This is a genomic window from Pseudomonas fluorescens, assembly GCF_902497855.1.
Lineage (GTDB): Bacteria > Pseudomonadota > Gammaproteobacteria > Pseudomonadales > Pseudomonadaceae > Aquipseudomonas > Aquipseudomonas fluorescens_BI.
Genome location: NZ_CABVHU010000001.1, coordinates 811661 through 832129 on the forward strand (window position 1 = coordinate 811661; position 20469 = coordinate 832129).

At 60.7% G+C, this 20469-nt stretch carries 27 protein-coding genes; all 27 read left to right on the forward strand.

Features of this window, described 5'->3' with window-relative positions; translation table 11 throughout:
• Nucleotide 1 precedes the first annotated feature (1 nt).
• The 27 genes from F8N96_RS03850 to F8N96_RS03970 all read left to right on the forward strand — a co-directional run bounded on the left by F8N96_RS03850 (nucleotide 2) and on the right by F8N96_RS03970 (nucleotide 20468).
• Nucleotides 2-688: a hypothetical protein gene (locus tag F8N96_RS03850; RefSeq protein WP_150796643.1), complete on the forward strand. Its 687-nt coding sequence runs from the start codon at nucleotides 2-4 to the stop codon at nucleotides 686-688.
• A 485-nt stretch (nucleotides 689-1173) separates the two neighbouring features.
• Nucleotides 1174-1506, forward strand: a complete 333-nt coding sequence (locus F8N96_RS03855; protein ID WP_150796644.1) for a phage holin, lambda family — start codon at nucleotides 1174-1176, stop codon at nucleotides 1504-1506.
• A gap of 3 nt (nucleotides 1507-1509) precedes the next feature.
• On the forward strand, nucleotides 1510-1704 hold the full coding sequence (locus F8N96_RS03860; RefSeq protein ID WP_150796645.1) for a hypothetical protein: 195 nt from the start codon (nucleotides 1510-1512) through the stop codon (nucleotides 1702-1704).
• Nucleotides 1705-2560: 856 nt separating this feature from the next.
• The gene (locus F8N96_RS03865; RefSeq protein ID WP_150796646.1) at nucleotides 2561-2884 is read left to right on the forward strand and encodes an HNH endonuclease; all 324 of its coding nucleotides are present in this window, start codon (nucleotides 2561-2563) and stop codon (nucleotides 2882-2884) included.
• A 168-nt stretch (nucleotides 2885-3052) separates the two neighbouring features.
• Nucleotides 3053-3547 (forward strand): terminase small subunit, encoded by a 495-nt coding sequence (locus F8N96_RS03870; RefSeq protein ID WP_150796647.1) that lies wholly within the window; start codon nucleotides 3053-3055, stop codon nucleotides 3545-3547.
• A complete protein-coding gene (locus F8N96_RS03875; RefSeq protein WP_150796648.1) occupies nucleotides 3548-5236 on the forward strand; it encodes a terminase large subunit in 1689 nt (562 codons plus the stop codon).
• Nucleotides 5233-5394, forward strand: a complete 162-nt coding sequence (locus F8N96_RS35005) for a hypothetical protein (RefSeq protein ID WP_191625229.1) — start codon at nucleotides 5233-5235, stop codon at nucleotides 5392-5394. Before F8N96_RS03875 ends, F8N96_RS35005 begins: the two co-directional genes overlap by 4 nt.
• A complete protein-coding gene (locus tag F8N96_RS03880; RefSeq protein WP_150796649.1) occupies nucleotides 5387-6688 on the forward strand; it encodes a phage portal protein in 1302 nt (433 codons plus the stop codon). The genes F8N96_RS35005 and F8N96_RS03880 overlap by 8 nt, the downstream gene beginning before the upstream one ends.
• 2 nt (nucleotides 6689-6690) lie before the next feature.
• Nucleotides 6691-7554 (forward strand): head maturation protease, ClpP-related, encoded by an 864-nt coding sequence (locus F8N96_RS03885; RefSeq protein ID WP_150796650.1) that lies wholly within the window; start codon nucleotides 6691-6693, stop codon nucleotides 7552-7554.
• Between the two features lie 69 nt (nucleotides 7555-7623).
• Nucleotides 7624-8817, forward strand: coding sequence for a phage major capsid protein (locus tag F8N96_RS03890; RefSeq protein ID WP_150796651.1), 1194 nt, complete (start codon nucleotides 7624-7626; stop codon nucleotides 8815-8817).
• Nucleotides 8818-8877: 60 nt separating this feature from the next.
• Nucleotides 8878-9201: a hypothetical protein gene (locus F8N96_RS03895; protein ID WP_150796652.1), complete on the forward strand. Its 324-nt coding sequence runs from the start codon at nucleotides 8878-8880 to the stop codon at nucleotides 9199-9201.
• Between the two features lies 1 nt (nucleotide 9202).
• Nucleotides 9203-9544 (forward strand): head-tail connector protein, encoded by a 342-nt coding sequence (locus tag F8N96_RS03900; protein ID WP_150796653.1) that lies wholly within the window; start codon nucleotides 9203-9205, stop codon nucleotides 9542-9544.
• Nucleotides 9545-9922, forward strand: coding sequence for a phage head closure protein (locus tag F8N96_RS03905; RefSeq protein WP_150796654.1), 378 nt, complete (start codon nucleotides 9545-9547; stop codon nucleotides 9920-9922).
• Nucleotides 9915-10436, forward strand: a complete 522-nt coding sequence (locus F8N96_RS03910; RefSeq protein WP_150796655.1) for a hypothetical protein — start codon at nucleotides 9915-9917, stop codon at nucleotides 10434-10436. The genes F8N96_RS03905 and F8N96_RS03910 overlap by 8 nt, the downstream gene beginning before the upstream one ends.
• Before the next feature lie 24 nt (nucleotides 10437-10460).
• A complete protein-coding gene (locus F8N96_RS03915; RefSeq protein WP_150796656.1) occupies nucleotides 10461-11069 on the forward strand; it encodes a hypothetical protein in 609 nt (202 codons plus the stop codon).
• Complete coding sequence (locus F8N96_RS03920) at nucleotides 11066-11302, forward strand: DUF2635 domain-containing protein (protein WP_150796657.1); 237 nt, start codon at nucleotides 11066-11068, stop codon at nucleotides 11300-11302. Before F8N96_RS03915 ends, F8N96_RS03920 begins: the two co-directional genes overlap by 4 nt.
• Nucleotides 11302-12786, forward strand: coding sequence for a phage tail sheath subtilisin-like domain-containing protein (locus F8N96_RS03925; protein WP_150796658.1), 1485 nt, complete (start codon nucleotides 11302-11304; stop codon nucleotides 12784-12786). The genes F8N96_RS03920 and F8N96_RS03925 overlap by 1 nt, the downstream gene beginning before the upstream one ends.
• Before the next feature lie 54 nt (nucleotides 12787-12840).
• Nucleotides 12841-13188, forward strand: coding sequence for a phage tail tube protein (locus tag F8N96_RS03930; RefSeq protein ID WP_150796659.1), 348 nt, complete (start codon nucleotides 12841-12843; stop codon nucleotides 13186-13188).
• On the forward strand, nucleotides 13185-13496 hold the full coding sequence (locus F8N96_RS03935) for a phage tail assembly protein (protein WP_150796660.1): 312 nt from the start codon (nucleotides 13185-13187) through the stop codon (nucleotides 13494-13496). Before F8N96_RS03930 ends, F8N96_RS03935 begins: the two co-directional genes overlap by 4 nt.
• A 5-nt stretch (nucleotides 13497-13501) precedes the next feature.
• Entirely contained in the window at nucleotides 13502-13624 is a 123-nt protein-coding gene (locus F8N96_RS35675) for a hypothetical protein (RefSeq protein WP_263596448.1), read from the forward strand.
• Nucleotides 13625-13629: 5 nt separating this feature from the next.
• Entirely contained in the window at nucleotides 13630-15549 is a 1920-nt protein-coding gene (locus F8N96_RS03940) for a phage tail tape measure protein (RefSeq protein ID WP_150796661.1), read from the forward strand.
• Nucleotides 15549-16805: a DNA circularization protein gene (locus tag F8N96_RS03945; RefSeq protein ID WP_150796662.1), complete on the forward strand. Its 1257-nt coding sequence runs from the start codon at nucleotides 15549-15551 to the stop codon at nucleotides 16803-16805. Before F8N96_RS03940 ends, F8N96_RS03945 begins: the two co-directional genes overlap by 1 nt.
• Before the next feature lie 2 nt (nucleotides 16806-16807).
• A complete protein-coding gene (locus F8N96_RS03950) occupies nucleotides 16808-17917 on the forward strand; it encodes a phage baseplate assembly protein (RefSeq protein WP_150796663.1) in 1110 nt (369 codons plus the stop codon).
• A complete protein-coding gene (locus F8N96_RS03955; protein ID WP_150796664.1) occupies nucleotides 17914-18417 on the forward strand; it encodes a phage baseplate assembly protein V in 504 nt (167 codons plus the stop codon). Before F8N96_RS03950 ends, F8N96_RS03955 begins: the two co-directional genes overlap by 4 nt.
• A complete protein-coding gene (locus F8N96_RS03960) occupies nucleotides 18414-18800 on the forward strand; it encodes a phage GP46 family protein (protein WP_150796665.1) in 387 nt (128 codons plus the stop codon). Before F8N96_RS03955 ends, F8N96_RS03960 begins: the two co-directional genes overlap by 4 nt.
• Nucleotides 18790-19833, forward strand: coding sequence for a baseplate J/gp47 family protein (locus F8N96_RS03965; RefSeq protein ID WP_150796666.1), 1044 nt, complete (start codon nucleotides 18790-18792; stop codon nucleotides 19831-19833). The genes F8N96_RS03960 and F8N96_RS03965 overlap by 11 nt, the downstream gene beginning before the upstream one ends.
• Nucleotides 19824-20468 (forward strand): putative phage tail protein, encoded by a 645-nt coding sequence (locus tag F8N96_RS03970; RefSeq protein ID WP_150796667.1) that lies wholly within the window; start codon nucleotides 19824-19826, stop codon nucleotides 20466-20468. Before F8N96_RS03965 ends, F8N96_RS03970 begins: the two co-directional genes overlap by 10 nt.
• Nucleotide 20469 lies beyond the last annotated feature (1 nt).

Below are 20469 nucleotides of genomic sequence, written 5' to 3' on the forward strand. Positions count from 1 at the left end.
GATGGGCATCTATAAAGACGTGATGGGCACCCTGGTGCGCGTACTGGCCGCCGACAACATCGACAACAGCACCAAGCAGTCATGGCAGAAGCTGATCGATGCCGACCGTCGTCAGGGCGGTACCGGCAGTACCATCTCCGTGCGGGATAAGTTCGATTACGACTGCTGCTTGCACGCGCTGCTGCACAGTCATCTGGCCCCAGCTCAGTGGGATGTTTTAGTCGCAAAGTACTCGACCCATAAAGCCAACAAAGTCGATTCAATCGGCCGGCTGATCAGTCGGATTCAATCGCCAGCGCCTCAGCTGTTCATTTATAAGGCGGTGACTGCCTGGGCAATCCCTAAGTTGAAGGGCGTGCAGGTTGCCCCGCGCGGCGGCCATGAAGTGGTGTGCCGCAGCCTTCGGGACGACCTGGAGCACGCTGCTGTCGGCAAGATGATTGCTTCTGGCTGGAAGACCGAAGTGAAGGTCGAGCGCGGACAATACGTGAAGAGATCCACCGACATGATCGTGCTGCCGGCCGAGTTCTATGACATGAACACCTGGGATCTCGAGGGCAAGCCTGAGTCGACTCGTCGCCGCTGGAAGACTGGGATTGCGCGCTGCCTTGAGCGGCTTGAGGAGCAGGCAGTGGTGCATGCGACCGAAATATTCGACCGGGAAGAAATCTTCATAGATGCCGCTTGACCGTAGTGGCGCTTTGATCGTAAATTAACCCCATCATGTCAATCTTGCGCGTTATGAGAGGCGACAAACAAAGCCCAGCCACCGAGTTGGGCTTTGTTTTGTGACGAGATAACTCATTTCAGAAAGGCAGCTATGAACCTTTGGTATTTATTTGGTGGATTGTTTGTTCTCATTTTAGTGGGACCTCATTTGGTGAGAGCTGGTGAGGCATTACCCCAAATCGCTCAGAACGCAATTGCTTTAGTCTTATTTCTCCCGGTTCTTCTCCTCATGGGGTGGGCCGTTTGGTTTCTGTTTACCGGACAAGTTGATCCTTCATTTAATAACGACTACATCAAGCGTTAAATCTGACAGCAATGATTCATTTTATAAGCCTCGCCACTGTGCGGGGCTTTTTCGTTTTCGGCTTCACCACACCCATTGCTCCGAGCTGGGAGTGCTGTTGGAGCCGAACCTATATCGCTCCCCGCAAGGGAGGACGCCGGATGCCACATATGCCAGATAAGAACCCGGAAACCTGGCTCCTGATCACCGCCTGGCTCAGTCAGCACGCCCCGATGTTCTACGCTGCGGCGCTGTCGTGTTGGATCGCTTTCTTGCGCGTCATCTATGGCGGCGGCGGACGGCGACAGGCCCTGCTCGAGTCCTGCCTGTGTGGTGCGATCACGGCCGGCGCATTCCCGCTGCTCGAATACTTCAACCTCCCATCGAGCCTTGCAGCTGCCGTTGGCGCTGTTATCGGCACCATGGGCGTGAAGAAGGTTGCCGCACTGGCCGACCGATTCACTGACATCAAATTGCCCAAGCGGCAGGAGTGACCCATGCAACTGATCGACAACTGGAAACAAGCACTGAGCATGACCAGCGTTCAGGCTGGTGGCGCCATTGCAGCATTGAGTCTGGCTGAGCAGTTGATGCCCCAGCTACAGGCCGTACTGCCACCAATCGCTTATGGCGTGCTGGGCTTGGTAGTGATGATTGCTCGCCTGATCGTCCAGAAGAAACTGACCAGGTAACCGAATCCGCGACACGTTTCTCGAACCAGCCTGGGTAAGCAGAAGCTGATCAAATCATCTTGGAAGTTGCTGAAGGGTAGGTATGCCGCATTTGAGTGCGGCACGGGAAGGCGGTTACTTTGGTGGATAGGTAATCTTGGCGCTGACTAGCAACTGGTTATTGATCGTGACCTTGCAGTCGCGTGCCGCCTCCACCTTACTATCTGTTGACGCTAGTGGTATGCATTGTAAGAAGACGGTTTTATTTTCGTAAGGGACAGTGACCCCTGTTGTGGCTTGGCTTATCGGCACTTGCAAGAATCGCCGATTCCATGGACTGAAATATACTTCCGGTTCGCCGTCACTCAAAAATCCAGATGCTGCAGATGCACATAGGGAGCCTTCCATTCGCTCGCCATCGATTATGTTTGCGTCGGTGTAACAAGCGACTCTTCCACGTTCTGCAGCAATCTCTACGGGGCCCTTGTTGGTCCACGTTGCCTTGGGCGTTGCAGCGCAACCAAATAGAGTTACTGCTGCGAACGTGCAGGCTACGAGAGATCGGATATGTGTGCGAGGCATGAAATTCAGCTTCCTTACTATTCAAAAGACGCGCATCAATACCGGCAATTCGTAATTATTTCAAGTATCAGAGTGAACCTACGACAGCCACGCAACCCGACTGGGATGCAATCGAACGTGCCTACCGGAAAGGTTGGTTTCAGTTCGCGCTTTAGGCGAGTCGCACGGCGTAAACCACGCGACCATCCTCATCAAGCTGCTAGATACGTGTGCCGACCAGGTATACGCCCAGATCAAGCGCAGTCAGAACAAGTAGTCCGCGCCACGTTGCTCGAATGGACAAGGGGGTTCAAATATGTCGCGACTCAAAACTCTGCCGCCTCGCATCAAACAACTCGAAGGCAGGTCTTTCGCTTTGCCAGTTGGAGCGGAAGGTGAAGCAGGCTGGGGGGCGGGGCGAGGTGGTCGCCCTTGGCGGCGTAAGCGCGCCGGTATCCTCTTGCGTGATGAGTACACATGTCAGGCTTGTGGCTTGGTAACGCTTCAGCTGGAGGTGGATCACATCGTGAACCGCGCTCGTGGCGGGCTGGACGATGAAGCGAACCTTCAATCTCTCTGCGTTCCCTGCCACAAACTCAAGACCGTCGCCGAGGCTGCCGCTGGAGCGGGGAGAGCGTGAAGTTCCGAGGCCCTGTCCGCCATTGAGAATCATTTTCGATTGCGCGTGTGGCACGCCAGTGCCCCGTCCCCGAGGGGAGGGGGCGGGTCAAAACCGTGGCAGGTCTAGCCTCGGCCACCACTCGCCCCCGCACGGACAGATTTTTTCCCCCACACAGGTTTTTTGTTAATGGCGTTAACAACCAAGCAGCGTGCTTTCGTCGACGCTGTGAGGGGAGGTGCGTCCAACAAAGACGCAGCTATCGCCGCCGGATACGCGGCCTCCAGCGCATCGGTCGCCGGTTCACGTTTGGCCAAACACCCGAACGTCCTCGCTGCATTGGCGTCTTCGCCCATTAACAAAAATGCTAACGCGGTCGCCAAGCCAGCGAAGGCGAAATCGCCGACCCAGGATCTCGATGAGAGCGGTGAAGAATCCACTTTCGACTTTTCCAAGGCGATGACATTCACCGATCCCAAAGCATTTCTAATCGCGACCATGAACGACTACGACGCGGACGCGAAGCTTCGGGTCGACGCTGCGAAAGCGCTTATGCCGTTCATCCATCCGCGCAAAGGCGAGGGCGGCAAAAAGGAAGAAAAGGAAAACGCAGCGAAGACAGCATCCAAAGGCAAGTTTGGCGCGGCACGACCACCCCCTACTCATTTGCGATCGGTGAAATAATTGAACGAACCCACCTGGGACACTGCGTGCCCAGATTGGGAATCGCGGATCATCAACCGACAATCGTTAGTACCGTTCCCGCCGCTGTTTCCGGATGAGGCGGCTGCGTGCATGCAGGTTCTGAACGACCTGCGGATTGTCGACGCACCAGGTAGCCCCTTAATTGGGGAATCTTGCGCGCCGTGGATCAGTGACTTGGCGGGTGCGATTTTCGGTGCGTACAACTCCAATACTGGTGAGCGGCTGATCCAGGAGTTCTTTCTGCTCATCAGCAAGAAGAACGCAAAAAGCACCATCGCGGCCGCGATTATGCTCACCGTGCTGATCCGGAACTGGCGCCAGTCAGCCGAGTTCATCATCCTGGCGCCGACGATCGAGGTTGCGAACAACGCGTACGCTCCCGCGCGTGACATGGTCAAACACGACGAAGAGCTTTCGGCGCTGTTGCATGTGCAAGACCACGTTCGGACGATCACACACCGCGAATCCGGCGCCACGCTAAAAGTGGTCGCTGCCGATCAAAACACGGTCGGCGGTAAGAAGGCCGCCGTCGTCCTGGTCGACGAGCTGCACCTGTTTGGCAAGAACCCGCATGCGGCGAATATGCTTCGCGAAGCAACCGGTGGTCTCGCGTCACGACCCGAAGGTTTCGTGATCTACCTCACGACCCAGTCTGATCAGCCCCCGGCCGGCGTGTTTCGCGAGAAGCTGCAGTACGCCCGAGGTGTTCGTGACGGCACGATTATCGATCCAAACTTCTTGCCCGTGATTTATGAGTTCCCGCAGAAAATCCTCGACGCGGATGACCATCGCAAACCCGAGAATTTCTACATTACAAACCCAAACATGGGGTACTCGGTCAGCGAAAAATTTCTGATCCGTGAAATGAAAAAGGCTCAAGAGGCCGGAGAGTCAGAGGTTCTGGGCTTCATGTCCAAACATCTCAATGTCGAGATCGGTCTCGCATTGCGCTCAGACCGCTGGGCTGGAGCCGATTACTGGGCTGGCGCATCAGAAAAGAAGCTCACCCTCAATGATCTGATAACTAGGTGCGACGTCATTGACGTCGGTATTGATGGCGGGGGGCTGGATGACTTGCTCGGCTTTGCCGCTGTTGGCCGGGATAAACAAACGCGCGACTGGTTGATATGGACACACGCATGGGCTCACCCCTCGGTGTTGGAGCGAAGAAAAGCTGAAGCCCCTCGCTTCCATGACTTTGAAAAAGACGGTGACCTGACCCTGTCGAAGCGAATCGGCGATGATGTTCTCGAGGTTGCTGACCTGGTTGAGCAGTTAGAAGAGTCGGGCCTACTGGACAAGGTGGGAGTCGACCCGGTCGGGATCGGCGCGATTTACGACGCGATGATCGAGCGCGAAATTCCACCGGAAAAAATCGTTGCCATCAGTCAAGGCTGGAAGCTGGGAGGGGCGATCAAGACTGCGGAACGCAAATTGGCTGAAGGCGGCATGAAGCACGGCGGACAACCCATGATGGCTTGGTGCGTCAGCAACGCAAAGGTCGAGCCGCGCGCGAACTCCATCCTGATCACCAAGCAAGCCAGTGGCTCGGCCAAGATCGATCCCTTGATGGCCCTATTCAACGCGGTGACCTTGATTTCTCTGAACCCTGAAGGACGGGGCAACGACGACTTCATGGCAGCCATTCGGAATCCGATCATCGTATGAACCCATTACACGTTTTCATTTTGACCGCCCTGTGCGGGTTCGGCCTGGCAGTTGCGGCTGTCTACATTCTGGCGGGTCTTGGCTGGTCTTTGCTGGCGGGCGCCGTCGCTCTGTTTCTCATCGCGGGCTTTGTGCGCAAGGGGCTGACAGGTGACTAAATCCTTATCGGCCGTAATCGGTCGCGCCGCCCGAAAACCCAGCGCTTCTATGGGGGATTGGTTCGGAAAATCGATCAAGTTGAGCGACGGCGGCTTCTGGGGGCAGTTCCTCGGCGGCCAGTCAAGCTCCGGTAAAACGGTGACCGTTGATAACGCCATGCAGTTGTCAGCGGTCTGGTCATGCGTGCGGATCATTTCCACCTCAGTTGCTGGGCTGCCTTTAGGGGTTTACCGCCGGGAGCTGGACGGCGGCAGAAGTGACGCGCGCGACTTTCCGATTTACGACGTCATCCACACCAGCCCGAATGAGGACATGACTGCATTTCAGTTCTGGCAAGCGATGGTTGCTGCCATGTTGCTGCGCGGCAATGCCTTCGCAGAAATCATGCGGATTGGCGGACGAATCATTGCGCTGGATTTTCTGTTGCCGTCACGGGTCGACCTTGAGCTCGATAGCGATGGCCGGGTCGAGTACTGGTACCGACCGAAAAAAGGTGCGCGGCGAAAGATCGAACGTCAAGACATGCTGCACATTCCGGCCTTCAGCTTGGACGGCCGGGTCGGGCTGTCAGCCATTCGCTACGGCGCGGACGTGTTCGGCGCAGCGATGTCCGCGGACGATGCCGCCAATGGGACTTTTAAGAATGGTCTGTTGCCCGCGGTGGCCTTCAAGGTCGACCGAGTACTGAAGCCCGAACAGCGTGAAGAATTCCGTGACTATGTGAAGCAGGTATCGGGCGCGTTGAACGCCGGCCGCTCGCCTGTGCTCGAGCAGGGCATCACGCCAGAGTCGATCGGCATCAATCCAGTCGACGCTCAGTTATTGGAATCTAGGGCTTACAGCATCGAAGAGGTTTGTCGTTGGTTTGGCGTCCCGCCTTGGATGGTCGGAAAGACAGACGCCGGTAGCAATTGGGGGACTGGTCTTGAACAGCAGATGATTGCGTTCCTCACATTCAGCATCAGTTCGATCACCAGCCAGATCCAGCAGTGCGTAAACAAGCGCCTTCTGACAGCGGTTGAGCGCCGAACCTTTTACGCTGAGTTCGCCCTTGAAGCCTTTCTCAAAGCCGACAGCGCCGCGCGGGCTTCGCTTTACAGCACGATGGTGCAGAACGGCATCTATACCCGGGACGACTGCCGGGTTAAAGAGAACCTGCCCCGCAAAGGCGGCAATGCCGCGGTACTCACCGTACAAACCAACCTCACCCCAATTGATCAATTGGGGAAAACCACCGATGGGCAGGCCGCGCAGGCTGCTTTGAAAAACTGGCTTGGCCAAAATCAGGAGTAACCATGGCGCTGAATATTAAAGCCAGCGGCTTCCGCTGCGAGCTGAGCCCTCGTGCGCTCGAAATGTGGAATCCGGACATACGTGCCGCCATGGAAGCCGGAACCGACACCATTACCATGTACGGGATCATCGGCGAGGACTGGTGGGGAGAGGGCGTCACAGTGAAGCGGGTGGACGCCGCTTTGCGTGCCATCGGCGACAAACCCGTCACCGTGTACATCAACTCGCCCGGCGGCGACATGTTTGAAGGCATCGCAATCTACAACCGGCTGCGCGAGCATTCCCAGGAGGTCACGACTAAGGTGTTGGGCTTGGCTGCCTCGGCGGCGTCCGTGATCGCCATGGCCGGCGAAAAGCGCGAAGTTGCCAAAACTGCCTTTTTGATGATCCACAATTGCTGGACCTACTTTGCTGGGAATCGACACGCGATCCGTGAGCTGGCCGACACCATGGAAGAGTTCGACCGCGCCATGATCGGGCTGTATGCCGACACCAGCGGACAGGCCGAGAAGACCGTCGAAGCGATGCTGGATGCGGAAACCTACATGGGCGGCGCGACCGCCATGGAGAAAGGTTTCGCCACCGGCCTCATTTCCGCCGATGAGGTGAAGGAAGCTACGGATCAGGAGCAGAGCCAGGCGCACGCCGCGCGCCGCCTGGACGCCGCCCTCGCCAAGTCCGGCATGCCCCGTACCGAAAGACGCAAACTGCTTTCCGAAATCAAGACCGGTACGCCTAGCGCTGCCGGTGGCGACAAGCCTCGCGCTGTCGTGCCGGGTACGCTTCGCGCTGCCCTTGATATATCCGCGTTTGAAGAAACCGCAACCCAGGCGTCAGCGTTACGGGGTCTCATCCCTGTTCGATAAACGACTGTCTCAGCAGCCCGATTACTAACCGCCCGCGTGGCGGTTTTTTCATTTCTGAAGGAACACAAAATGCCAGATCTTTCCCAAATCGAAGCATCCCAGAAACAAACCCAGGCGGATCTGAAAGCTGTTGGTGATCAGATCAAAACCTATGCCGAGCGCACCGAGAAGGAAATCAAAGCCTCCGGTGAGATGCAGGCGGAAACCCGCGGCAAGGTGGACGAGCTCCTGCTTAAGCAAGGCGAGCTGCAAGCCCGTGTGCAAGAGGCCGAACAGAAGCTGGTCAATGCTGGCAAACAACATGATCCGGAAGTTCAGCAATCCGCTGGTCAGCTGGTGTCAGCCAAGATGCAAGAGGAGGGAGTCAGCAGCTCGTTCCGTGGTTCCCGCCGGGTCGAGGTGCCTCGGGCTGCGCTGACCTCGGGCCCGGCCTCGGGTGGCGCTCTGGTACCGGCTGAGCGCATCGGCGTCATTCTCGCGCCGCAGCGTCGACTGACTATTCGCGATCTGGTCGCCCCAGGTACCACGGGCTCCAACGCCGTCGAGTACGTGCGTGAGACGGGCTTCACCAACAACGCCGCGATTGTCGGCGAGGGGTTGGCTAAGCCTTACAGCGAACTGACCTTCGGCCTGGAAAACGCGAACGTTCGTACGATTGCGCACTTGTTCAAAGGTAGCCGCCAGATCCTCGATGACGCAGCCGCGTTGCAAAGCTACATCGACGCCCGGGCACGTTACGGCTTGCTGCTTGCTGAAGAAGCTCAGCTGCTTTATGGCAACGGAACTGGGAACAATCTGCACGGCATTATTCCGCAGGCTCAAGCATATCTTTCGCCAGCTGGCATTACCGTTGAAGCCGAGCAACGCATTGATCGCATCCGTCTGGCGCTGCTCCAGGCAACACTGGCCGAGTTCCCATCTACCGGCATCGTGCTCAACCCGATCGACTGGGCCGCGATCGAACTACTCAAGGACGGCGAGAACCGCTACATCATTGGCAAGCCGCAAGAAGGCACGTCGCCGCGACTGTGGAATCTGCCTGTGGTTGAAACGCAGGCCATTGTCCAGAACCAGTTTCTGACAGGCGCGTTTAGCCTGGCTGCACAGATTTTCGATCGTATGGGCATCGAAGTGTTGATCTCTACTGAGAACGACAAAGACTTCGAAAACAACATGGTCACCATCCGTGCTGAGGAACGTCTGGCGTTTGCGGTGTATCGACCTGAAGCGTTCGTGACCGGTCCCTTGATCGCCACGCCTTAAATTTCACCACTTTAAGAAGAGTCGCCATTAGGCGGCTCTTTCTCTTTTGGAGGCATAAAAATGGCTCGCGTGAACCAGGAAAAGTCGGAAAAAACCCCTATTGGCGGAGACGGAAACTCTGGTGTTACCTCGGTGGATCAGAACGTCACTCCTATCAATACGGACGCTGAGGCTGTAACGATTTTTTCCCCAGTTGTTGATTCTTCGCCGCTAAGCCTCGCAGCAGTTGACGCTGACAATCAGTTAGTGATTTACCCGATCCGCAGCTACCTAGACGGGAAAGAAATCCGACAAGCCGGCGGCGCGGGATATGCCTCCCCCAAACATGAGGCATTGCTGCTGATTGCCAAGGGGCTTGCGACTGACCAAAAACCGGGCGCCTAACATGACGGTAATTTCTCTCGATACCGCCATACAGCACCTTCGGGCGGAAGACGATGACGCCGAGTATGTGTCGACCTTGCTCGAGGCAGCCGAAGACGTTGCGGTCCAGTTTTTGAATCGTAGGTTTTACGCTGACACCTCTAGCTTGGACGCAGCTATATCAGCCGGGGACGCTGGTCTTTCACCAATTTTAATCACTGGTTCAATCCGATCGGCATGTTTGCTGATTCTCGGAAATCTCTATAGCAACCGTGAAGATTCTTTGGTGGGTGATGATTTTAGCAGTATGCCAGCAGGGTCTCGGACCCTACTGACTCCGTACCGAATCGGGTGGGGCATCTAAATGGCTGGCTCTGCAAACAAGCTTCGTGAGCCGCATAGCGGTGAGTTGAATCGGCGAATCACAATTCGAATCAGGGCAGATGTTCCTGCTCAGGATATGGGCTTGGTTCCGGTATTCACTGAATCAAAAAATCGCTGGGCAAAGATCGAGCCTGTTGGGACAGCGATTTATGCCAATAGCGTTCAGACAGAAAACAAGCTCACTCATCGCATCACTCTGCGCTACCACCCTGGAATCACAGACGCTCATGAAGTCGTTCATGGTCAGACATTGTACCGAGTGAAACGCAGCGCTGATCTGAATGGCGCGCACAGATTTACAGTTCTTGAAGTCGAGGATTTGGGTCAACTTAAGAACGGAGTGGGAATCTATGTCTAACTCTGCTTCGATTGACGGTTATCTACACGTCGAGGGCTTCGACAGTTTCGAGCGCGACGCCTTCGACAAGCGCAAGATCCGTGCGGGTATGCGCAAAGTTGGTCTGCTGATCACGCAGCGCGCACAGATGAACCTGGTGCTGGGTAAAGGCCAGGATGGCTATCCGGTTAACCGAACGGGCGTCACGGTTGAATCGGTAAGTTTTAAGGTTTCCCGCTCGGGTTTCTTGGTCCGTATCTCCCCGACCAAAACCGCAGCAATGGAAGAGTTTTACCCGGCCTACCTGCACTATGGGGTGAAGAAGGGTAGAAAGCTTGGAAAGCTCGCACCTGGAAAGGGGAAGGGCAAATCTAACCGCCGAGCCATTGGCGCGAGGGCTGCCGCGCTCGCTGAGCGTGCCGCCGGAGAATGGCGAATCAAACCTCGCGACAACTACATGGCCGACGCTCTGCAGGACTCCTCATCGCAAGTTCAATCGATTCTCTCTGCCGCGTTCGCTGCTGCCCTGAGCTGATCGCTGACCCCTCCGGACACCTCTATGAAACTGAAACCGATCGTTGCTCACTTGCGAGCGACGTGCCCGTCGTTTACCGGCCGAGTTTCCGGCGGCATCGACTGGGATGCAGTCGTCGAAAGTGCACAGCTGGCTCTACCTGCTGCTTACGTCATTGCAACTGCCGACGCCGCAAGCCCGAGCAAAGCGCAGAACGCGGTGATCCAGGACATCACTGATCAATTCAATGTAGTAATTGTTCTGGATGCCTCCGACGAGCGAGGGCAGGCGGACAACGACATTTTGCACGACCTGCGCGCCGAGCTCTGGCGGGCGTTGGTCGGCTGGACACCTTCCGCTGAGTACGACCCCATTGAATATGGCAAGGGCGCGCTGCTGCATATCAGTCGTGCCCGAGTGGTTTACCAGTTCACCTTCTTTTCCGAATTCCAGCTTGGTCGCAATCGCAGCGATGAGCCTGCCGAAACTTGGCAAGAGTTCGAACTCGACGGTTTGCCCGGTTTCACCGGTGTCGATTTCAGCATGGACTGTATAGATCCGGCTGACCCCAACCTGCAGCGTCCTGGCCCCGATGGTCGGGTCGAGGCGACTTTCTCCGTTGAACTACCGCAACCCACTGAGGACTCTCCATGAGCCGCATGACTGTGTACCCGGCCGCGGGCCGAGTGGTGCCCGACCCTGAAGCCGGCGGCGACTTGCCCGTCGAGGGACGTGAAGTCCCGCGAGACGCGTACTGGCTGCGCCGCCTGCGTGACCGGGACGTCACTACCGACGCGCCTGAGCAGGAGGTCACCCCTGAGGCGCCAAAGCAGGTGAAGGCCGCCACTAAAAACCCAGCTTCGGCCACCCTTGGGAGCGCTGAATAATGCCTATCAGCTTTAACAACATCCCGTCGGATCTGCGCGTGCCGTTGTTCTACGCCGAGGTCGACAATTCGCAGGCCAACAGCGCCGGTTCGAGCATGCCACGACTCATCGTGGCGCAGGTCAACGATGACGCCACGGCGCCGGAGATTGGCCAGCTGACCCTGGTATCGAGCCTGGGCCTGGCCAAGAGCATCGGTGGCGTCGGCTCAATGCTGGCTCAGATGTACGAGACCTGGCGCCGCAGCGATCCGGCCGGCGAAGTCTGGTGCCTGCCGATCCTGGGCGACGGCGAAAAGGCAACTGGTACCGTCACCATTACCGGCGCAGCCACCGAGGGGGGCGAGCTGAACCTGTACCTGGGTGGCCGCCGTGTGCGGGCTACCGTGACCAAGGGTGCGACCCCGACGGCGGTGGCCACCGCGTTGGCGGCGGCGGTGAATGCCGCCGGGCTGTCGGTGACGGCCGCGGCCGTGGCCGGCGTGGTGACGCTGACCTGCAAATGGTCCGGCGTGAGCGGTAACGACCTGATGCTGCAGCTCAATCGCCTGGGTCGTAACAACGGCGAGGACACTCCGGCCGGCCTGACCGTGGTACTGGCGGCGATGAGTGGCGGCGTAGGTGCGCCAGATGTGGCCGTGGCGTTGGCCAGCCTGGGCGACGAGCCGTTCGAGTTCATCTGCGCGCCGTGGGCTGATGCCACTTCGCTGGATGCCTGGAAAGCCTTTATGGACGACTCTAGCGGGCGCTGGAGTTGGGCCAAGCAACTTTACGGACATGTCTACACCGCCAAGCGTGGCACCCTCGGTGAACTGGTGGCGTTGGGCGCGGCGCGTAACGACCAACACGCGACGATTCATGGCTTTGAAACGAGCTGTCCCGATCCAGTGTGGAACGTGGCAGCGGCCTATGCGGCGCGCACCGCAGTATTCATCTCGGCGGATCCGGCGCGGCCCACCCAAAGCGGCGATCTGAGCGGAGTGATTCCGGCTCCGGCCGGCGAGCGCTTCACCTTGACCGAGCGTCAGTCGTTGCTGAACCGCGGCATTGCCACGGCCTACTTCGGAGGCGGTGCGCAGCGCATTGAGCGGGCGATCACCAGCTACCAGTTGAACGCCTATGACCAGCCGGATGACTCCTATCTGGACAGCGAGCCGCTGCACCAGTCGGCCTATGTCATCGGCTACCTCAAGTCGCGGGTGACCAGCAAGTACGGCCGCCACAAGCTGGCCAATGACGGCACGCGCTTTGGTGCGGGTCAGGCCATCGTCACGCCGAACGTGATACGCGCCGAGCTGATCGCCGGCTATTACGCGCTGGAGCTGCTGGGCATTGTGGAAAACGCCGAAGCCTTTGCGGCCAACCTGGTCGTGGAACGCTCCAGCACCAACCCGAACCGGATCAACGTGCTGTATCCGCCGGACCTGGTCAATCAGCTGCGGATCTTCGCTCTGCAGTATCAGTTCCGCCTGCAATACGCCATCTGACTTCACCACCGTCCATAGCCCGCCGCGTGCGGGCTTTTTTGTAGGAGAGAGGCCATGGGCCAGAAAGTTGCGGGCACCGTCTACATCAAGGCAGACGGCGTTCAGTTCACTGTCACCGGCGGCGTGGAAGTGCCGCTGAGTGACGTCAAGCGCGAGTCGGTGGCGCCGGGTTTTTTCAAGGAAGAAGACCTGGTGGCGTATGTGAAGGCCACCGTGGTCGATTCGCCGGACCTGCCGATCAAGCAAATCATGGCGGCCACTGATCAGACGGTCACCGTCGAGTTCAAGAACGGCCGGGTCTACGTGCTGGCGGGCGGCTTCGTGGTTGGCGAGCCGAGTTCCAAGGGTGATGACGGCACCATCGACATCCAGTGGGATGGCAGCAAAGGGGGTTACCAATGAGCGAAGTGAAGCCCTACATTCTGTCCGCGCCGATTCAAGCGCATGACCAGGAAGTGTTGGAAGTGACCCTGCGCCGGCCGACGGTGGCCGAGGTGCGCGCGATCAAAGCGCTGCCGTACAAGATCGACAAAAACGAGGACGTCACCCTCGACATGGAGGCGTCGGCCAAATACATCGCTGTCTGTGCCGGGATTCCGGCGCCGTCGGTGAACCAGCTGGACCTCCACGATCTGAACAATTTGGCCTGGGCGGTTTCGGGTTTTTTCATGACTGCGGCCTCGGCGAAGACGGCGAAGTCGCCGACCTGATTGCCGTGGCCTATGACCTGGCTTTCTTCTGGAAGGTCGGGCCCGAGCAGATGATGGCGCTGCCGCTGGATACGTTCGCCGAGTCGCTGGCGAACGCCCAGCGCATTAATCAAGTTCAGCAGGGGTAGGTGCTATGGCTGATAAGTTTCAACTCAAGGCGCTGATCACCGGCGTCGACAAGCTGTCACCGACCCTGGCGGGTATCCGCAAAAACGTCGCCAGCTTTCGCAAGGGGCTGGAGCGCACCGGTCTGGGCAAGATCGGCTTTAGCGACGTGGTCACCGGCGGGGCCTTGGCGGCACCGTTTGTTGCCGGGGCCGCAGCGGCGATTCAATACGAGTCGGCCATGGCCGATGTGAAGAAGGTGGTCAACTTCGACACCCCTGCGCAGTTCAAGCAGATGGGTGAGGACATCGGCCGCATGTCTGACCGGCTGCCGATGGCGGCGAATGACATTGCCAAAATCGTCGCCGCCGGTGGCCAGTCGGGCATTGCACGCGAGGAGTTGCTGGGCTTTGCCGAGGCCGCGGTAAAAATGGGCATTGCCTTCGATCAGACCGCCGATCAGTCGGGTGACATGATGGCGAAGTGGCGGACCTCGTTCAAACTGACCCAGGGCGGTGTGGAGACCCTGGCCGACAAGATCAACTACCTGGGCAACACCGGCCCGGCCAACACCAAGCAGATTTCCGACATCGTCACGCGGATCGGTCCGCTGGGTGAAATTGCCGGCTTGGCGTCCGGGCAGATCGCCGCGCTTGGCGCGACCATGGCCGGCGTTGGCGTTGAGCAGGATGTGGCCGCGACCGGTATTAAAAACTTCATGTTAGCCATGACCAAGGGTTCGGCGGCTACCAAGGGCCAGGCGCTGGCTTTCAAAGCCTTGCGCCTGGATTCGAAGGCGGTCGCCAAGTCGATGCAGACCGATGCGCAGGGGGCGGTGCTTGGCATTCTCGACCGGATCAAGATGGTCGACAAGGACAAGCAGGCGGGGCTGCTCTCCGAGTTGTTTGGGACCGAGTCGATCACCGCCATTGCGCCGCTGTTGACCAACCTCGATCTGCTCAAAGGCAACCTGCAAAAGGTCGGGGACGCGCAGAAATACGCCGGCTCGATGGATAAGGAGTACGCCTCGCGGGCGGCCACCACGGCCAACAACTTGCAGCTCTTGCGCAACGCCGCGGCCAGTGTGGCGCGGGCGGTCGGCACGGCGCTCCTGCCGGGGATCAACGGGGTGGTGGACAGCCTGCGCCCGATGATTTCGCAAGCGGCCGAGTTGATCCAGGCCAACCCGCAATTGGTCAAGGGCTTGGCCATTGCTGGCGGCGCCTTCACCGCGTTGCGGGTGGCGGTGTACGCCGCGACCGTGGCCACCCGGTTGCTCGGGGTGGCGTTTGCCGCCACGCCGGTTGGCATCATTGCCGTGGCGATTGCAGCCGCGGCCGGGTTGATCGTCGCCAATTGGGAAACGGTCGGGCCATTCTTCACCGAGCTGTGGGAGCTGATCAAGGCGCTAGCGACCCCATTCATGGAGTTCATGAAAACCGTGTTTGATTGGTCGCCGCTGGGAATGCTGATCAAGCACTGGTCGCCGATCACCACCTTTTTCAAAGGATTGTGGGAGGGCGTCAAACCATACCTTGAGCCGATCATGAGTTTCTTCGGGATGGAGGAGGGCGGCGCGGGGATCACCGCCAAGGTGGCGGGCTATGCCGAGGAGCAACGCCAGCGCAATGCCGGCCCTGGTGGCGGTACCGGCGCGTTCCTGCAGGCCAATGCGGTGAGCATTGCCAAGGGCCAGCAGACCCAACGCAACCTGACCCAGACCGGCCTAGACCCGGGCCAGCTGCTGCGTCAGCCGTCCCTTCCGGCCCCGGGCGCGCTGCTCCAGCAAGGCGCGGCGAATAACCGGACGCAGTTGGAAGGCGGACTGGTGGTGCGTTTTGAGAATGCCCCGCCCGGCATGCGCGCCGATCCGGGGACCAGCAATCAGTCGAGTCTGTCGATCATGCCGAAGGTGGGCTACCGCTCGCTGGCAGGGAGTAATCCGTAATGAGTGAATGGCGCGACCGCAAACAAGCCGCTTCCTTTCGAGGGGTGCCGTTCTTGGTGGACAGCGACAGCGTGCCTGTCGGGCGGCGGACCCAGCTGCATGAATTCCCGCGGCGCAATCAACCCTTTGTCGAAGACCTCGGGCGGCGCACCCGGCAGTACAAGTTCAGCGGTTTTGTCGCCGGCGATGACTTCCTGGCGCAACGTGACCGGCTGCTGACGGCGCTGGACACGCTCGGCGCGGGTGAGTTGGTGCACCCGTGGTTCGGTCGCCTGACCGTCACCGCCGGCGAATGCGAGCTGTCGCATGCGCGCAATGAGCTGGGCATGGCGCGGTTTGACCTGGTGTTTATCGACGGCATGCTGGAGTTTCCGGTGCAGTCGCCGAACACCCGCCGGGCGCTGGCGGCCCAGGCCCCAAGCCTGCTGGGTTCGATCAAGGACCGCTTCAACACCGCCATGGCGCCGGTGGATCTGGCGCGGCAACGTGTCAGTGCCGTGCGTTCGGCGGTGTCGGGGGCGCTGGGCTTTGCCCTGAAGTTCCTCAGTCCGGGTAGCGCCCTGGGCAGCGATATCGGCGGCCTGGTGTCCTCGCTGATGAATGGCCCGGGGGCGTTCGCCGACAGCCTGCTGTCCGGGATCAGCGGCCTGGAGCGTTCGTTCGGCGGCTACGGCTCCAGCGGGGCGTTTAACGCGAGCCGCAGCAAGGCCGTGGAGTTGTCCGCGCTGCAGGCGGCGCCGGTACCGGCGGACCCGGAGGTGGCGACGATTCAGAGCGCGGTGATTGGCCTGGTGCAGGATGCGGCGCTGCTGGATGTGCTGCTGGACATGGCCGAGGTGCCGGTCGCGGTCAGTCAGGGGGTCAGTGCGCCGGCGGCGGTGGACGTGCAACTGGCGCAGCAAGGGGCCACGGTCGTGGCCGGTACCGAGGTCGAGACGGCGGTGCCGGTAGCCGATGACGTGCTGGCGGTGCGTGACGCGATCAGCGAGGCGATGTGGTCGGTGGCGGGGGAAAGCCCGCCGGACCACTTCGGCGCGCTGAGCGAGGCGCGGGTGGCCTTGGATCGGCACTTGACCGAGGTAGCCCGCAGCGGGGTCGGGCTGCGCGGGTATGCCCCGGCTGAAACCGTGTCGGCCCTGGTGCTGGCGCATGCGCTGTATGGCGATGCGCGGCGCAGTGACGAGATCGTTGCGCGCAACCGTGTACGCCACCCGGGCTTTGTGCCCGCCACCCAACTTCAAGTCGCGAAAACCTAACCATGGATGAGCTGAACAACGTCACCCTGAGCGTGGGTGGGCACGACTACGCCGGCTGGAAAAGCGTCAGCATCGGCGCCGGCCTGGAACGCCAGGCGCGGGACTTCACCCTGGGCGTGACCTGGCGCTGGCCGGGCAGCGCCGAGGTGCCGGTGCGGATCGCCCAGGGCGAAGCGGTGGAGGTGCGCATTGGCCCGGATCTGCTGTTGACCGGGTATGTGTTCAGCACGCCGATTCGTTACGACAGCGAGTCGGTGACCCTGAGCATTGTCGGGCGCTCGCGCACCGCGGACCTGGTCGACTGCGCCGCGGTCAATCAGCCCGGGCAATGGCGCGGGCAAAGCGTGCAAACGATCATCGCGGCGATTGCCGGCGAGTACGGGATCAAGGTGGTCAATGAGGCCGCGGTGACCCTGGGCCTGGAGGACCACACGCTGGAGCCGGGCGAGACCGCGTTTGACAGCATCGACCGGCTGTTGACCCTGTCGCGGCTGTTCAGCACCGACGACGGCCATGGCCGCCTGGTGATTGCCCGCCCCGGCAGTGCCGGCCGGGCGGTCGATCCCCTGGAGTTGGGGAAAAATGTGCTGTCGGGGGATACCGCGCTGGACTTCTCCGGGGTGTTTTCCGAATACGTCAGCAAGGGCCAGCGCAGCGGCAGCGACGCCAGTTTTGGCGCCGCGGCCAGCGAGGTCGAAGCGCGCCTGAGCGACCCCCGCCTGGCCCGGCGGCGGGTCAAGATCATTCAGCAATCCGGGCAACTCACCCCGGCGTTGGCCCGCGAGCGGGTCGAGTGGGAGCGGGCCACGGCGGTCGGCAAGGCCTTGACCGTGAACTACGTGGTGCAGGGCTGGCGGCAAAGCAACGGCGCGCTGTGGCGGCACAACATGCTGGTGCGGGTGATCGATCCGTTGATCGGCCTGGACCGCGACATGCTGATCAGTGAAATCAGTTACGAACTGGGCGAGCAGGGCACCACGGCGAAAATCAGCGTGGCGCCGCCGGAGGCCTTCCTGCCGGAGCCGAACGACGCGCAGGCCAAACGCAAGCTGAAGAAAGGCAAAAAGAGCGACAACTTCGAATACCTCATTCCGGCGGACTACCAACCATGAGAAATATTTTGGCGCGCGGCCTGGTGGCCCTGGGCAACTCGGCGAACAAGTTGCAAAGCCTGCAGCTGCGGCTGCTGGCCGGTGAGGTCAAAGACAACGTGGAGCACCTGGAGCCGTATGGCTTCACGGCCTGCCCCCTGGAAGGGGCCGAGGCGTTGGCGGGCTTCATCGGCGGCGACCGCAGCCACGCGGTGGTGATCGTGGTGGCGGATCGGCGCTTTCGCCTGCAGGGGCTGCAGTCGGGCGAGGTGGCGCTGTACACCGACGAAGGCGACCGCCTGCACTTCAAGCGCGGGCGGATCATCGACATCGAAACCGTGACCTTGAACGTCAAGGCGTCGGCCTCGGTGAACTTCGATACGCCACTGATCACCAGCACCGGGCGCATCGAGTCGGCCGGCGATCAGGTCGCGGCCGGGGTCAGTCAGATCAATCACCCGCATGACGGGGTGAAACAGGGCACCGAGCAAAGCGGGCCGCCGGTCGGGGGTGAGGCATGAGCCGTGAAGCGCTGCTGCGCCGGGCGGTGACCATCAGCCTGTTCACCTGGCGCCGGGCCGGGCCGGATGACCCGGTGGACGACAGCGACCGCAAGGGCTGGTGGGGCGACTGCGCGCCGTCGGTGGCGGGTGACCAGATCGGTTCGCGGCTGTGGCTGCTGGCGCGGCGCACGTTAGTCGCGGACACGTTCAAGGACGCCCAGGCCTATGCCGAAGAGGCCTTGGCCTGGCTGCTCGATGACCAGATGGTCACGGCCGTGACGGTCACCGTTGAGCGCCAAGGCAACGACCGGATGAACCTGCGGGTGACGCTGACCGAGCCGAGCGGCGAAACGCTGAAACTGAATTTTGCAGACACCTGGGAGCTGATCAATGGCGTATGACATTCCGACGCTACCGGCGCTGATCCAGCGCACCGAAGCCGATTTTGAGCGCAATGCCCCGGACGCCTTGCGCCGCGCCGATGCCAAGGTGGCGGCGCGGGCGCTGAGCGGCACCGCCTACGAGCTGTACGGCTATCAAGCCTGGATCGCCCGCCAGTCCAACCCGGCTCAGTGCGATGAAGCCATGTTGCTGAACTGGGCCGACTGGCGCCTGGAGGGCGGGCGCAACCCGGCCGTGGCGGCCACGGGTCCGGCGGTGGTCAGCGGCTCCAGCGGCGCCCTGGTCGATGCCGGCCAGGTCTATCGCTCCGACGATGGTCGGCGTTACGTGGTGGCGCAGGCCGTTACCCTAGTGGCGGGGGCCGCCACGCTGCTGGTGATCGCCGAAGACGTCGGCACTCTGGGCAACCTCGAGGCCGGCAACCTGACCGCGGTGACGCCGGTGTTGGGCGTGAATGCCACCGCCGTCATCGGCCCCGATGGCATCGTTGGCGGCACGGAACAGGAGGAGGTGGAAGCGCTGCGGGCCCGGGTGCAGGCGGCGTTTAAAAACCCGAGCAAGGTCGGCAACGGCGCCGACTTTGTCGAGTGGGCCTTGGAAGTGCCGGGCGTCACTCGGGCGTGGGCGCTGCCGCGCTGGATGGGCCCGGGCACCTTTGGCCTGGCGTTCGTGCGCGATGGCGATCCCGACCTGATTCCGACCCCGGCCCAGGTGGCCGAGGTGCAAGCCCACCTGGAGCAAAAACGCCCGGTCACCGTCGAGGTGTATGCCCTGGCGCCCGAGCCGCGGCCGATTGATTTCAGTCTGCACCTGGTGCCCGATGGCACGCCGTTGCGCACGGCGGTCACGCAAGCGTTGCGTGGGCTGATCCTGGACGCCGGCGGCCCAAGCCAAACCCTGAAAATCTCCCATGTGCGGGCGACCATCAGCAACACCCCGGGCGAAACCGATCACGTCTTGAGTGTGCCGGCGGCGGATGTCGTGCTGGGTGCGAATCAAGTGGCGGTACCGGGGGTGATGACATGGCTTTGACCGAGACGGACTACGCGCAGCAACTGCGCCAACTGTTACCGCCGGGCCCGGCGTTTGACCTGGAGCTGCAGCCGAACTGGGCGCAGATCGTCGCGGCGCTGGCCCCGGAGCTGGCCCGGGTCGATGGCAACGGCGAGGCGCTGTTGCTGGAGGTGAATCCGGCCACGGCCACGCTGTTGCTGCCGTATTGGGAGGGCTATCTGGGCCTGCCCGATGTGTGCACGGTGCCCGGTTCGCAAACCCTGGAGGAGCGCCGCCAGGCGGTGATCGACAAGCTGACCGCCACCGGCGCGCCGCAACTGAGTTATTACCGCAAGCTCGGCAGCCAGCTGGATCTGCCGCTGCAGATTGAGGAGTTTCGCCCGGCCCGGGTCGGCTCGACCAGTGTCGGCGATTTCCTCTACGGCGCTGGCTGGCCCTGGAGCTGGATCGCCTCGGTGCCGGCTGACGCCTTTGGCACCGAGGCCGCCGCCAGCCTGGATTGTCGGCTGCAGCGCGACGCGCCGGAATATACCGACGTGGTGCTGGGCTTTGGCCAGGACGTGGTGGCCGGGATTGCCGCCCAGGTGGACCAACTGTTTAACGCCATTCACTACGTGATTCCCGCGTCAGTGGCCGGCCTCGAGGAGCTATAGC